Annotated in this window: 12 protein-coding genes; 4 read left to right on the plus strand and 8 right to left on the minus strand. The window is 71.2% G+C overall.

The annotated features are described in order from the left end of the window. Positions 1-62 precede the first annotated feature (62 nt). Positions 63-1,019, plus strand: a complete 957-nt coding sequence (locus GWK15_RS15985; RefSeq protein ID WP_168042591.1) for a polyprenyl synthetase family protein — start codon at positions 63-65, stop codon at positions 1,017-1,019. A gap of 144 nt (positions 1,020-1,163) precedes the next feature. Here GWK15_RS15985 and GWK15_RS15990 read toward each other — a convergent pair whose 3' ends face one another. Beyond that, positions 1,164-2,567 carry an aspartate aminotransferase family protein gene (locus tag GWK15_RS15990; RefSeq protein WP_168042349.1) on the minus strand — a complete coding sequence of 468 codons (1,404 nt, stop codon included), beginning with the start codon at positions 2,565-2,567 and terminating at the stop codon, positions 1,164-1,166. Positions 2,568-2,691: 124 nt separating this feature from the next. Between GWK15_RS15990 and GWK15_RS15995 the strand changes: the two genes are divergently transcribed. The 3 genes from GWK15_RS15995 (at position 2,692) to GWK15_RS16005 (ending at position 8,494) form a co-directional block, all read left to right on the plus strand. Next, on the plus strand, positions 2,692-5,007 hold the full coding sequence (locus GWK15_RS15995) for a molybdopterin-dependent oxidoreductase (protein ID WP_168042350.1): 2,316 nt from the start codon (positions 2,692-2,694) through the stop codon (positions 5,005-5,007). After that, positions 5,004-6,443, plus strand: coding sequence for a PhoX family protein (locus GWK15_RS16000; RefSeq protein WP_168042351.1), 1,440 nt, complete (start codon positions 5,004-5,006; stop codon positions 6,441-6,443). Before GWK15_RS15995 ends, GWK15_RS16000 begins: the two co-directional genes overlap by 4 nt. 89 nt (positions 6,444-6,532) lie before the next feature. Then, a complete protein-coding gene (locus GWK15_RS16005) occupies positions 6,533-8,494 on the plus strand; it encodes a PhoX family protein (RefSeq protein ID WP_168042352.1) in 1,962 nt (653 codons plus the stop codon). Between the two features lie 58 nt (positions 8,495-8,552). Here the strand turns inward: GWK15_RS16005 and GWK15_RS16010 are convergent, their stop codons facing one another. From GWK15_RS16010 to GWK15_RS16040, 7 genes are all read right to left on the minus strand, one after another. Beyond that, a complete protein-coding gene (locus GWK15_RS16010; RefSeq protein ID WP_168042353.1) occupies positions 8,553-8,849 on the minus strand; it encodes a hypothetical protein in 297 nt (98 codons plus the stop codon). 145 nt (positions 8,850-8,994) lie between these two features. Then, positions 8,995-9,384 carry a hypothetical protein gene (locus GWK15_RS16015; protein WP_168042354.1) on the minus strand — a complete coding sequence of 130 codons (390 nt, stop codon included), beginning with the start codon at positions 9,382-9,384 and terminating at the stop codon, positions 8,995-8,997. A 126-nt stretch (positions 9,385-9,510) separates the two neighbouring features. Further along, on the minus strand, positions 9,511-10,347 hold the full coding sequence (locus GWK15_RS16020; RefSeq protein ID WP_168042355.1) for an ABC transporter permease: 837 nt from the start codon (positions 10,345-10,347) through the stop codon (positions 9,511-9,513). After that, on the minus strand, positions 10,344-11,267 hold the full coding sequence (locus GWK15_RS16025) for an ABC transporter permease (RefSeq protein ID WP_168042356.1): 924 nt from the start codon (positions 11,265-11,267) through the stop codon (positions 10,344-10,346). The genes GWK15_RS16020 and GWK15_RS16025 overlap by 4 nt, the downstream gene beginning before the upstream one ends. 85 nt (positions 11,268-11,352) lie before the next feature. Then, positions 11,353-11,742, minus strand: coding sequence for a VOC family protein (locus GWK15_RS16030; RefSeq protein WP_168042357.1), 390 nt, complete (start codon positions 11,740-11,742; stop codon positions 11,353-11,355). Continuing rightward, entirely contained in the window at positions 11,742-13,406 is a 1,665-nt protein-coding gene (locus GWK15_RS16035; protein ID WP_338147270.1) for a peptide ABC transporter substrate-binding protein, read from the minus strand. The genes GWK15_RS16030 and GWK15_RS16035 overlap by 1 nt, the downstream gene beginning before the upstream one ends. Beyond that, complete coding sequence (locus GWK15_RS16040) at positions 13,403-14,080, minus strand: hypothetical protein (RefSeq protein WP_168042358.1); 678 nt, start codon at positions 14,078-14,080, stop codon at positions 13,403-13,405. The genes GWK15_RS16035 and GWK15_RS16040 overlap by 4 nt, the downstream gene beginning before the upstream one ends. Between the last annotated feature and the right edge of the window lie 10 nt (positions 14,081-14,090).

Below are 14,090 nucleotides of genomic sequence, written 5' to 3' on the forward strand. Positions count from 1 at the left end.
CAACCGCATCGCCGCTCGTCGCCCCGCCGGCGCCGCGGGGGGAGGACGCGCTGACCGCGCTGATGGCGCTGCTGAAGGACGACATGGCGGCCTGCAACCGCCTGATCCTCGACCGGATGCAGTCCGACGTGGCGCTGATCCCGCAGGTCGCCGCGCATATCGTGGCCGCCGGCGGCAAGCGCATCCGCCCGCTGCTGACCATCGCCGCCGCGCGGCTCTGCGGCTATCGCGGCGATCGCCATGTTGGCCTCGCGGCCTGCGTCGAGTTCATCCACACCGCGACGCTGCTGCACGACGACGTGGTGGACGAGAGCGCGCTGCGGCGCGGCCAGGCCTCCGCCAACGCGATGTTCGGCAACCAGGCCTCGGTGCTGGTGGGCGACTTCCTGTTCTCCCGCGCCTTCCAGGTGATGGTCGCCGACGGCTCGCTCGAGGTGCTGCGCATCCTCTCCGACGCTTCCGCGATCATCGCGGAAGGCGAGGTGCTGCAGCTGATGACGCAGAACGACACCGCGACGACCGAAGCGCAGTACCTCGCGGTGATCGAGGGCAAGACCGCCGCGTTGTTCGCCGCAGCGACCGAGGTCGGCGCCGTCGTCGCCGGCGAGCCCGCCGATCGCCAGAAGGCGCTGCGCGACTTCGGCATGTCGCTCGGCGTCGCGTTCCAGCTGGTCGACGACGCGCTCGACTACAGCGCGGACCAGGAAGCGCTCGGCAAGACGGTCGGCGACGATTTCCGCGAGGGGAAGATCACGCTTCCGGTGCTGCTCGCCTTCGCGCGCGGCAGCGAGGAAGAACGGACCTTCTGGCGGCGCACGCTGGAAGACCGCGACCAGGGGGATGCCGACCTGGCCCGCGCCCTGGCGCTGATGACGAAGCACGGCGCGCTGAAGGACACGATCGGGCGCGCGCGGAGCTACGCCGACCAGGCGATCGCACTGCTGGAGCCGTTCCCGGACGGGGCGGAGAAGCGCGCGCTGGCAGCGGCGGCGGATTTCGTCGTGGAACGGGCGCGCTGAAAAAGAAGCGGGGGGAGAAGGGAACTTCTCCCCCCGTCCCCCCCTCAACCTTTTTTGGAACCTGGGGACTGACTTCGGACGTCAGTTCCCAACAGACAGAGAAGGGAGGGGGCTCGGGGGAGGTTCACCTCCCCCGCCCTTGCCTCACACCGCCGCGATGCTCTCGCGCCGCAGTTCCACCGCCAGCGCGTCGAGCGACTTGCCCACGCGGTCCAGCATCTCGTTCACCTCCTGCTTGGTGATCACGAGCGGCGGCGAGAAGCCCATGCTGTCGTTGATCATGGCGCGCAGGATCACCCCGTTCTCCTCGCCCAGCTTGCACAGCCGCGCGCCGGCCTTCTTCGCCGGGTCGATCGGCTTGCGCGCCGCCTTGTCCGAGGACAGCTCGATCGCGCCGATCAGGCCGACGCCGCGCACCTCGCCCACGATCGGATGATCGGTGAAGCGCTTGCGGAGTTCCGCCTGCATGTGCGCGCCGACCTCCGCCGCATGGGCAATCAGGTTGGTCTCGTCGTAGATCTTCAGCGTCTCGATCGCGACGGCGGCGGCGACGGGGTGACCCGAATAGGTGAAGCCATGGCCCCAGGTGCCGACGGTGTGGCTGCCCTCGGCGATGCCCTGGAACACCTTCTCGTTCACCATCACCGCCGAGATCGGCAGGTAGGAGGACGACAGCGCCTTGGCGCAGACCAGGATGTCCGGCTGGATGTTGAAGGTCAGGCTGCCCCAGTAGTTGCCGGTGCGCCCGAAGCCGCAGATCACCTCGTCCGCGACGAAGAGCATGTCGTACTTCTTCAGCACCGCCTGGACCTTCTCGAAGTAGGTCTTCGGCGGGACGATGACGCCACCAGCGCCCATCACGGGCTCGGCCCAGAAGGCGGCGCATTCCTCGGCGCCACCTTCCTCGATGATGCGGGCCTCGAGTTCCTCGGCGAGGCGCGTCGCGAAGGCTTCCTCGGTCTCGCCCGGCTTCGCCTCGTGGTAGTGGTGCGGCGTGCCGACATGGCAGAAGCGCCCGCCGGCGATCGGCGCGTCGAACAGCTTGTGGTTGGCCGGCAGGCCGGTCAGCGACGCGGCGGCGAGCGTGATGCCGTGATACGCCTTCAGCCGCGCGAAGACCTTCTTCTTCTTCGGCCGGCCAAGCGCGTTGTTCATGTACCAGATCATCTTCAGCGCCGAGTCATTCGCCTCGGAGCCGGAGTTGCCGAAGAACACCTTGCTCATCGGCGCGGGCGCGCGCTCGATCAGCATCTCGGCCAGGTCGATCATCGGTTCGTGCGACTTCGCCGTGAACGAATGGTAGAAGGGCAGCTTGCGCATCTGGTCGGTCGCGGCCTTGACCAGGCGCTCGTTGTCGAAGCCGAGGCTGGCGCACCACAGGCCGGCCAGCGCCTCGATGTATTCCTTCCCCTGCTCGTCGTAGATCTTCACGCCCTTGCCGCGGGTGATCACCAGCGGACCGTTCTGCAGGTGCGCCTTGGCGTCGGTGTAGGGGTGCAGCACGTTCGCGATGTCGCGAGCGGCATTGGAATTGCGCGGCGGTGTCATGCTTCTGGGCCTTCCTCGGCAAAGCGAGGACCGCACTCTAGGCCCGGACCCGCCCGGCGCCCAAGGGGGCAAGGTTGCGATGCAGCCATGCCCGCGCCACCTTTCCGCGCGAAGGAGCGCCCCCATGACCGAACTCAAGCCACATGCCGCCCACTGGGGCAGCTTCGAAGCGGTGGTGCGCGACGGCCGCGTGGTGGGCGTGCAGCCCTTCGCGCGCGATCCCTTCCCCGGCAGCCTGATCGACGCGGTGCCGGACATCGTCCATGCCGCCTGCCGCGTGGACCGGCCGTATGTGCGCAAGGGCTGGCTCGAGGGCCGGCGCAAGGGCGCGCTGCGCGGCGGCGATGCCTTCGTCCCGGTCTCCTGGGACCGCGCGGTGCGGCTGGTGGCGGAGGAGACGCGCCGCGTGCGCGCCGAGCACGGCCCGACCAGCATCTTCGGCGGCTCCTATGGCTGGTCCTCGGCGGGTCGCTTCCACCATGCGCGGTCGCAGCTGCAGCGCTTCCTCGGCCTCGGCGGCGGCTATACCGGGCAGGTCAACGCCTATTCCTACGCGGCGGCGCAGGCGCTGCTGCCGCACATCCTCGGCACCAACGAGGTCCTGCTCGGCCGCACCACCGACTGGGCGGCGATCACGCGTCACGCGAAGGTGATGCTCTGCCTGGGCGGGCTGCCGCTGCGCAACGGGCTCGTCACCTCGGGCGGGGCGGGGGACCATTCCAACGAGATCAACCTGCGCCGCGCCGCCGCGGCGGGGCTGCGCTTCGTGCAGGTCTCGCCCAATCGCGCCGACGTGCCCGACTGGTGCCAGGCCGAGTGGATCCCGATCCGCCCGGGCACGGACACCGCGCTGCTGCTCGCCATGGCGCATGTCGTCGTGACCGAGGGGAAGGAGGACCGCGCCTTCCTCGCCTCGCATTGCGTCGGCTGGGATCGCTTGCGCGCCTACATCCTGGGCGAGAGCGACGGCACGCCGAAGACGCCCGCCTGGGCCGCGCCGATCACCACCATCCCGGCGGATCGCATCCGCGCGCTGGCGCTGGAACTGGCCGCGGCGCCGGCGATGCTGACCGCGACCTGGTCGCTGCAGCGCGCCGATTTCGGGGAGCAGCCCTACTGGATGCTCGCGGCGCTCGCCGCGATCCTGGGGAAGATCGGCAAGCCCGGCGAGGGCGTCGCCTATGGCTACGGCTCGGTGAACGGCATGGGCAATCCACGGCAGGAAGTGCCCTCCTTCTCCATGCCCGCCACCCGCAACCCGACCGGCACCTTCATCCCGGTCGCGCGCGTGACGGAGATGCTCGAGAACCCGAACGGCACCTACGCCTTCAACGGGCGCGAGCACCGCTACCCCGATACGCGCATCATCTGGTGGGCCGGCGGCAACCCGTTCCATCACCACCAGGACCTCAACCGCATGCTGCGCGCCTGGGCGAATGCGGAGACGATCATCGCGCAGGAGCAGCACTGGAACGCGCTCGCGCGGCACGCCGACATCGTGCTGCCGGCGACCACCACGCTCGAGCGCAACGACATCGCGTCCAGCGGCCGCGACCGCTTCCTGCGCGCGATGCACAAGGCGATCGAGCCCGTCGGCCAGGCGCGCAACGACCACGACATGCTGGCCGACATCGCCGAGGAACTGGGCTACCGCGACCGCTTCACCGAGCAGCGCAACGAGGACGCCTGGCTGCGCCACCTGTTCGAGCAGTGGCGCCAGAATTCCGCGCGCCTCGGCTTCGAGACGCCGGACTTCGACAGCTTCTGGGCCAAGGGATACTGGGAGGCCGAGCCGCCCGCGCCCGGCCAGGAATACACCCAGTTCGCCGAGTTCCGCGCCGACCCGGCGGAGAACCCGCTGGACACCGCGACCGGCAGGGTGGAGCTGTTCAGCGAGACCGTCGCGTCCTTCGGCTATGACGACGCCCCCGGCCATCCGGTGTGGATCGAACCGCGCGAATGGCTCGGCGCGCAGCAGGCGGACCGCTTCCCGCTGCATCTCCTGTCCTACCAGCCGGCCACGCGCCTGCACGGGCAGCTCGATCCCGGCCGCGTCGCCGCCACCAACAAGATCGGCGGCCGCGAGCCGATCACCCTGAACCCCGAGGACGCCGCGGCGCGCGGGTTGAAGGAGGGCGATATCGTGCGCGTCTTCAACGCGCGCGGCGCCTGCCTCGGCGGCCTGCGCACCGATGCCGGGCTGATGCGCGGCGTGGCGATGATGGCGACCGGCGCCTGGTTCGATCCGCTGGAACCGGGCGTGCCCGGCAGCCTCTGCGTGCACGGCAATCCGAACGTGCTGACGCCCGATGTCGGCACCTCGCGCCTGGGGCAGGGGCCCTCGGCGCAATCCTGCCTGGTGCAGGTGGAGAAGTGGACCGAGGCGCTGCCGCCCGTCCGCGCCCACCTGCCACCCCGGATCGAGGAGGTCCCCGCATGACCCGTCGCCGCGCGCTGCTGCTCGCGACCCCGGCGCTGCTCGCTGCGCCTGGCGTGCTTCGCGCGCAGTCCCTGACGATCCGCCAGGACGACTTCGTCGCGCCGGGCTGGACGCGCGGCGTGCTGATCCGCTGGGGCGATCGCGTCACCTTCGACGCGCCGCCCTGGACCCCGCAGCAGCCGACCGCCGAGGCCGCCGGCGCCCAGTTCGGCTGGGATGCGCGGATGGTCGCCGTCGTGACGCCGGGCCCGCAATCGGATGGCGTGCCGCGCGCGCTGCTCGTCGTCGCGCATCCGACGGTCAACGCCGCCATGGCCTTCCCCGGCGGGCGGGACGTGCCGGCGATCGCGGGGGCGATGCAGGGTGTTTCCATCGTCAACCTCGAGCGGCGCGGCCGGAACTGGGAGGTCGTGGATGGCGGCTTCCAGAACCGGCGCCTGACCGCGACGACGCTGTGCCGCATGGGCGCCGATGGTGGTCCCGTGGCGGGCATCGCCGGCGTGACCGGCGGCTGCGCGACGCCTTGGGGCACGCTGCTGCTCGCCGAGGGCGGAGCTGCCGAGTGGCGGCAGCGCCTGCCGGGCCTCGACGCGAACGCGGTCGGGATGCTGGTGGAGGTCGATCCCTCCGACCCGTCCTTCGTGCCGGTGAAGCATGCCGCGACGGGCCGCTTCGGGCCGGTGGACGCCGCGGCCGCACTGTCCGAGGACGGGCGCGCGGTGGTCTGGATGACCGACGGCCGGCCGGGTGGTTACCTCTATCGCTTCGTCTCGGATGGGACGGCGGGGATCGGGGCGCTCGACGCCGGACGCATGGCCGCGGCGCGGATCGAGGGCGGCAACCTCCGCTGGGTGACGCTGCCGCAGGGCAATCCCATGGCCGCGGCGCGCGACGCCGGGGCCACCGCCTTCGACGGCGCGGCGGGCCTTGCCTATGAGGCGCGGCGCAAGCGCTTGTGTGTTGCGATCCGGGGCGGGGCTGGCCGCGTGCTCGACATCCGCATGGCCGCGGGCAATGCGGCGGCCGATACCGCCATCGCGGAGGTCCTGGTCGAGGGCCGCGAGGCGCCGGTCCAGCCGACCCGCCGCAACGAGGCGCCGGCGGCGGTGCCCGCCTGGCCCTGGGCGCCGGCGACGCTCGGCTTCGATGGCGACGGCGCGCTGCTGATCGGCACCGATCGTGGCGCCCGTCCCGGCGCGCTGCCCGAGGCCTTCTACCGCGTGCCGGCCGAAGGCGGTGCCCCGGCGCTGGTGGTCGCGACACCGGTCGGCGCGGCGGCGGGCGGGGCGGCGGTCGCGCCCGATGGCACCGTGCTCGCCGCCATCGCGCATCCCGGCGCGACGCCCGGTGCCAACTGGGCGCAGCCCGCGACGCGCTGGCCGAACATGCAGCCCGACGAACCGCCGCGCAGCACCATCGTCACCCTGGCGCGCTGACCGGCGACCGTCGCCAAGGCTTCACGGATTTCCCCGTTTCCCTGGGCGCGGGGCATGGCCACACTTGCCGCATAGGCGGGGAGCGATGCATGCCGGACGCGCAGCGGACCGAGGAGATCGATATCGAGGCGCTGGAGGATGTCGGGGCCAACCCCGATCCCCGGCGCCCGATCGGCGAGGTGATCGCCGCGCGCTACGGCCGCCGCAGCCTGCTGGCCGCGGGTGCCGCCGCCGCCGCGATCGCCGCGCTGCCGGGGGACGTGCCGGCGCAGACCGTGGCGCCGCGCGAGGGCGGGCCCTCGACCCTGACCTTCCCGGAGCTGCGCCATCGCCTGGCGCAGACCGACGCGGTGGCCGAGGGCTATGAGCGCCAGGTCGTCATCCGCTGGGGCGATCCCGTGCTGCCCGGCGCTCCGCCCTTCGACCCGCGCGCCGTGACCGAGGCCAGCCAGGCGAAGCAGTTCGGCTACAATTGCGACTACCTCGACTACTTCCCGCTGCCGATGGGCAGCCGGACGGCGGACCACGGGCTGCTCGTGGTCAACCACGAATACACCAACACCAATCTGATCTTCCCCGGCATGGGATCGGGGCGGGAGGCGCGCACGCGATCGAGCGGCCCGCAGACGCGCGCCGAGCTCATGGCCCATGGCCTGTCGGTCGTGGAGGTGAAGCGCGAGGGCAATGCCTGGTCCTATGTGAAGGACAGCCCGCGCAACCGCCGCATCACCGGGGAGACGCCGATGCGCGTCGCCGGCCCCGCGGCGGGTGCGGAGCGCATGAAGACCAAGGACGACCCGACGGGGATGCGCGTGCTCGGCACGCTCAACAACTGCGCCGGCGGCAACACGCCCTGGGGCACCGTCCTGACCGGGGAGGAGAACACCAACTACTATTTCGGCGGCGACCCTGCGAAGACGCCGCACCAGGCGATCATGCGCCGCTACGGCATCGTCAATGCCAGCCTGTACAACTGGTGGCGCCACCAGGACCGCTTCGACGTCGAGAAGGAGCCGAACGAATCCTTCCGCTTCGGCTGGGTGGTGGAATTCGATCCCTACGACCCCGAGAGCGTGCCGGTGAAGCGCACGGCACTCGGCCGCTTCAAGCATGAAGGTGCGACGCATGCGGTCAGCGCCGATGGCCGCGTGGTGATCTATTCGGGCGACGATGAGCGCTTCGAATACGTCTACAAGTTCGTCACCGCGCGCCCCTGGAACCCCAACGACCGCGCGGCGAACCGGGACCTGCTGGACGAGGGCACGCTCTACGCCGGCAAGTTCCTCGAGGACGGCAAGGTGGAGTGGCTGCCGCTGGTCTTCGGCCAGGGCCCGCTGACCGCCGCGAACGGTTTCGCCAGCCAGGCCGACGTGCTGATCGAGACGCGGCGCGCGGCAGACCTGCTGGGGGCAACGCCGATGGACCGGCCGGAGGATGTCGAGACCAACCCGGTCAATGGCCGCGTCTACGTCATGCTGACCAACAACAGCCGCCGCACGGCGCAGCAGGCCGGCGGCGCCAATCCGCGGCCGCGGAACATCCACGGCCATGTCCTCGAGATCATCCCGCCCGGCGCGGGCACCGACCGCGTCGACCATGCGGCGACCGAGGCGCGCTGGGCGCTGTTCATCGCCGCCGGCAAGCCAGGCATCGATGCGGGCGCGCAGTACCATCGCGCGACCTCGGACGATGGTTGGTTATCCTGTCCGGATAATTGCGCCTTCGACAGCAAGGGCCGGATCTGGATCGCGACGGATGGTGCACCGGCGAATGCCGGCGTGGCGGACGGTCTCTATGCGGCCGATACGGCGGGGTTCGGGCGGGCGCTGACGCGGCTGTTCTACCAGGCGCCGACGGGGGCGGAGGTCTGCGGCCCGCGCTTCACGCCGGACGACCGCACCATCTTCCTCGCGATCCAGCACCCCGGCGAGGATGCGGGGTCGACCTTCGAGCGGCCGTCCACGCGCTGGCCCGACTTCGCCGAGGGCATGCCGCCCCGGCCATCCGTGATCGCGATCGTCAGGAAGGATGGCGGCCCCATCGGGGACTGACCCCGGCCGTCCGCGGAAAAGGGAAGGGGGCCTTTCGGCCCCCTCGTGTCGTCGTCGCTTACTGCGTCTCGGTGGTGCGCGGCGTGCTGCGGCGCGCCGAGGCCTGCTGCGACCCGCGGCGGCGGGAGGACGCCTCGCCGCGGCTGCGGCGGGAGGTCGACGCCTCGTTGCGGTGGCGGCGCTGCTGGGAGGCCGAGGAGCGGTGGCGGCGCGAATTGGTGGCGCGCGGCGCCTCGCCGGAGGCGGAGGTCGCCTCGGTGGTGCTGGCGCGGGTGCGGCTGCGGGCGGCGTCGGCGGGGCTGAGCGTGCCGATGGCCAGCAGCAGGCCGGCGGCGATCAGGATGGCGCGGAACATGGACGAAGGATCCTTTCGACCTGGTAGACCGAATCACGAATCGGCACGGTCGGGGGGCCGCTGCCTCGGGCCCTCCTACACCTCTCGTCCTATCCGAAGAGTCACCGCAAAGTGACTGATTCGTAAGATTCGTTACCGGCAGATGTCACGGGCGCAATGCGAGGCGCGCCCGGCGCACCGACGGCAGCGCCTTGCCGGGCAAGCCGTCGGCCAGCGCCTGATGGGCGTTGCGCAGATGCGCCGCGAGCCACTCGACATGCTTGGGCGGGGTCGTGCCGCGCGCCGCGTCCAGGCTGATGCGCGTCGCGGCGAGGCCGAGCGCGGTCGCGGCGGCTTCCTTGCGGCCAACGCGCAGGTCTTCCTCGACCTCGGCGAGCAGGTGGTCGACCACCGCGTGCGGGCCGGTCAGCGTCTCGGCCAGCGGGGTCATCGGGTCCGTGAGGCCCGGGTCCTTCTCCGACGGGGCGTCGGCGGCCGGCAGGCTGATGTGGGAGAGCAGGTCCATCATGGACTTCGTAAGCGGCGTGTTCGGCATGGTCTGACCGGCGTCCCTCTCGATAGGTCGCGGCCCCCCGCCGGGGGCCGGGCTGGATGGCAAATTCAGCGCACTGGCTAGGGCCTGCCTTGATCCGGGGCAAGCCTCGATGATGCGGCGCGGAATCTATCGCGTGCCGGGGCGGCGGCGGACCCCGTCGGCCACCAGGGTGCAGCCGGCGACCGTCAGCATGATGGCGAGGCCCGGCCAGACCGCGGCCCAGGGGGCGCTGAACACCAGTTCCTGGGCGTTCGCGAGCATGTTCCCCCAGGACGGCGCCGGCGGGCTGATGCCGAGGCCGAGGAAGGACAGCGTCGATTCGGCGAGGATCGCGCCGGCCACGGCCAGCGCCGTCGCCACCGCCACCGGCGCGGCGAGGGCGGGCAGGACGTGGCGCAGCAGGATCCGCGCCTCGCTGGCGCCAAGCGCGCGTGCCGCCCGCACATGGTCCCGCGCGAAGGTCGAGAGTGCTGCCGCGCGCGCCAGCCGCGCCACCCCGATCCAGCCGAACAGTGCGAGGATGACGACGATCCGCAGCACGTCGCCCGCCGCCTCCCCGCGCGCCGGCAGGCCGATGCGCGACGGATCCGCCGCCGCCAGCAGGACCAGCAGCGGCAGGGCCGGCAAGGCGAGCATGAAGTCCGCGATGCGCATCACCAGCGCATCCGCCACCCCGCCGCGCCAGGCCGCGAAGAGCCCCGCCGCCGTGCCGATCACCGTCGCCGCCAGCGCCGCCGCCAACCCCACCGCGAGCGACACCCGCGCCCCGTGCAGCAGCCGCAGCAGGATGTCGCGCCCGAGGTCGTCCGTGCCGAGCGGATGCGTGGCCGAAGGCGGCTCGAACCGCGCCAGCAGGTCGGGCGCGAAGGGATCATGCCCGAGCATCGCCGCGACGAGCGGCGCGGCCGCCGCCGCCAGCGCGAGCGCGCCCAGGATCGCGAGCCCCGCGGCGAGCCGCGTCATCGTTCCGCGAGCCTCGGGTCGAGCAGCCGCTGCGCGACATCAGCCGCGAGCGTCGCGAGCATCGTCACCAGGGCCACCAGCAGCAGCGCGACCAGCGCGAGATTGGTGTCGTTGCCCATCACCGCGTCATACAGCAGCTTGCCCATGCCGGGCCGCGCGAAGACCGTCTCGGTCACCAGCGCGCCGCCCGCCAGCGCCCCGGCATCGAGCGCCGCGATCTGCAGCACCGGCAGCGCCGCGTTCGGGAAGGCATGCCGCCACAGCACCACGCGTTCCGGCGCGCCGCGCGCCCGCGCGGTGCGGATCCAGGGTTCGGTCAGCGTCGCCTCGAGGCTCGCCGCCGAATGCCGCGCATAGGCGGCGAGATGCGCGACCGCGAGCGTCGCCAACGGCAGCACCAGGTAGGCGAGGCCGAGACCGTGTTCCGCACTGCCGCCCGCCGGCAGCCAGCCCAGCGTCACGGCGAAGGCGATGATCAGCAGGATGCCGAGCCAGAAGGTCGGCATCGCCTGGCCCATCACCGCCACGGCATCGACGGCCGGCGCCGTCCGCGGCCGCGACGCCGCCAGCGCGCCCAGCGCGACGCCCAAGACCAGCGCGATCAGCAGCGCCGTCCCCGCCAGCACCAGCGTCGATCGCAACGCCGGCAGCAGCAGCGACGCCACCGGCTGGGCAAAGAGGCGCGAATAGCCGAACTCCCCGCGCACCAGCCCCGACGCCCAGGCGAGGTAGCGCTCGAGGAAGGGACGGTCGAGGCCATGCAGCGCGCGCAGCCGCGCGGCGTCCTCCGCCGTCAGCCGCGGGTCGCCGGCGATTGCGACCTCGATCGGGTCACCGGGCATGAGCGCGATCAGGGCGAAGGCGCAGAAGGAAAGGATCGCCAGCGTGAGTGCGATCTGGAGGAGACGGCGAGCGATCATGCGCGGTGACGGGAGGGGCGCCGCCCCTCCCGAACCCACCCCGCCAAAGGCCGAAAGGCCTTTGGAAACCGATACGCAGGGCGTGTCACGGGGGGCGGTGGCACACCGCTTCGACGCGGTTGCCGTCCGGGTCCAGCAGGAAGGCGGCGTAGTAGTGCGCGTGGTAGTGCGGGCGCAGGCCGGGCGGGCCGTCATCCGTGCCGCCGTGTGCCACGCCCGCGGCGTGGAAGGCGTCGACGGCGCCACGATCGGGCGCGCGGAAGCACCAGTGCCGGCGGTCCGCCTGGATCACGGCGCCGGTCGCGCGGATGGTCAGGTAGGTGTGGCCGTCATCCTCGGCGCTGCTGCGCAGGCCGTAGCCGATGGCATCCGCCTCGCGCCACACGCACGGCACGCCGAGCGCCGCCATCACTGCGTCGTAGAACCGCGCCGCGCGCGGCAGGTCGGCCACGGTGATGGAGACGTGGTCCAGCATCAGCGCGCCCGCCACTCCTCCGCCCACAAGGTCGAGACGTTCAGATGCCCCGTCGGCCGCACCCCCTCCAGCCATTGCGGCCAGACATGCGCGTCCGCGCGGAACCAGAGCGGGATGGCCGGCAGATCCTCGGCATAGATCGCCTGCAGCCGACGCCACATCACGCGGCGCTCGGCGGGGTCGAGCTGCTCGGGGATGGTCTGCGTCAGCACGTCCATCTCCGGGTTGCGGTAGCCGCCGTAATTCTGGCCGGACCAGTTGGTCGCCTCGCGCGGGATGTCGTCGGAGTTCAGCGCGGATCGCGGCACGCTCTCCGGCGCGCTGATCCAGGCGAAGAGCGCCAGCCCCTGGAAGCGCCGGCGCGACAGCGTCTCGGCGAAGAGCACGCGCGGCGGCTCGTTCCTGATCCGGGCATCGATGCCCGCCTGCCGCCACATGCCCTGCAGCACCTGCTGCACCGCCTCGCGCGAGCGGTTGCCGGCGGTGGTCATGAACTCGATGGACAGGCGGTCTCCGGACGCGTTGCGGCGGATGCCGTCGGGGCCCGGCGTCCAGCCGGCCTCATCCAGCAGCGCCCGCGCGCGGGCGAGGTCGAAGGGCCATTGCCGCACGTCCGGATCGTGCATCGGGTCGAGCGGATTGACCGAGCTATGCGCGACCGGCTGCCGTCCGGCGAAGAGCCGTTCGGTGATCTGCGCACGATCGGTGGCGAGCAGCAGCGCCTGGCGCACGCGCCGGTCCGACAGCGCCGGATGGTCGTGCCGCACGTCCATGTGCTCGTAGATCAGCCCCGGCTGGTAGAGGAAGCGGAAGCGGTTGCCGGTGCGGCGTTCCAGCGCGATGGCCTGCTCGATCGGCAGGCCGAGCTCACCCGCGACCATGTCCACCTGACCGGCGAGCAGCTGCGCCTCCAGCGCCGGCGTGTTCTCCACCGTGCGGATGGTGATGCGGCGGAACTGCGGCGTAGCGCCGTTCCAGGTCGGGTTGCGTTCCAGCGTGACGGAGGCGCCCGGCTGTACCGCGGTGATGCGGAAGGGGCCGTTCCACAGCGCGGGGTTGGTCGTCTCGGTGTCGTAGGCGGTGCGCGTGCGGTAGGCGCGCGGATCGGCCTGCCAGCGGGTGCGCTCGATGTGTGCGGGCAAGGGCTGGAAGTCGCCGGCCGAGGCGTATTCGAAAGTGACGCGGTCGAAGCGGATGGTGACGGTGCGTGGGTCCTCGACGATCAGCTCATAGGCGCTGCGGTAGTATTCCGCGGGACCGAAGCCGGTGGCGGCGTCGCGGCCGGCTTCCCAGGCGAAACGCAGATCTTCCGCCGAGACCGGCGTGCCGTCGCCCCAGCGCAGGCCCTCCCGAAGGCGATAGGTGACGCGGATGCCGGGCTTCCCGTCCGGCGTCGTCTCCCGCACCGCGAGGCCGTTTTCGAGCGAGGGCAGCGTCTCGCAGGTCAGGCAGGTGAGCCGCCAGTCCGCGCCATAGGCCGTGAGCGGACGTCGCGCGAAGCCCAGCACGTAGGACTTCGCGGCCATGTTCTCGATGTTGGGGTGGAAGGTCGACGGATACTGGGTGATGCCGATGGTGAGCGCGTCGCGCGGCTGGGCGGCGGCGGGCGCCGCAGCAGCCAGTAAGAGTGCCGCATAGCAAAGGACCTGATGTCGCATGCTCATGAGGTGCTCTTCTGCTGACGCCAGCCGAGCACGATTTCCTGGCTGCGAACCAGATAGATCCGATCGTATGGCCAGTTCGCGCCGCCCTTATCCTGTGCGGCGCATCGTAGGAACCCCGCTGCAGCACTGTTGCTGAGGTAGATGCTAGTATTGGTTTGATCGTAGATTAGGAGCCAGCGTTCAGCTGAAGCGGGTGCATTTCGCCACGTCTGTTCGGCGGACTTGCGCAAGAAGGACGCTCTCAGGGCCTCGATGAAAGTCCGCTCAGGAGCGTCCCCGATCCAACCGTCCCCGCCCGGACTGGGGATGGAGACAACCTCAGTGGGACCCACAGTCTCTGAGCGCGCATGCTCGATCTCTGACAAGAAACGCTGGTAGTGAGGCTCCCCCGCGTCGGTGTGCTCTATCGCGATGGCTGCGCCGCAGGGACGATGGATGAGGAAGTCGGGAGCCTCGTTGCGAAAGATGGTCGCCGGAAAGAGGCTGGGCTCCGTCAGGAGCAGGTGCCGTAGCAAGGCAACCAAGCAGAAGCGCTCGCGATGGGCCGGGGTGCGTCCTTCGCTTCGACTCGGAGCATCAAATGTCAATTCTTCAACGAGGTCGCGACCCTCCACACCGCCAGGAACGGTGAACGCACCGCCCGTCAGCAAAAGCGTGGAGGGATCGGTGTTCATGCTGCTGTCC

Source organism: Neoroseomonas oryzicola (assembly GCF_012163135.1).
In the GTDB taxonomy this organism is placed as follows: Bacteria; Pseudomonadota; Alphaproteobacteria; order Acetobacterales; family Acetobacteraceae; genus Neoroseomonas; species Neoroseomonas oryzicola.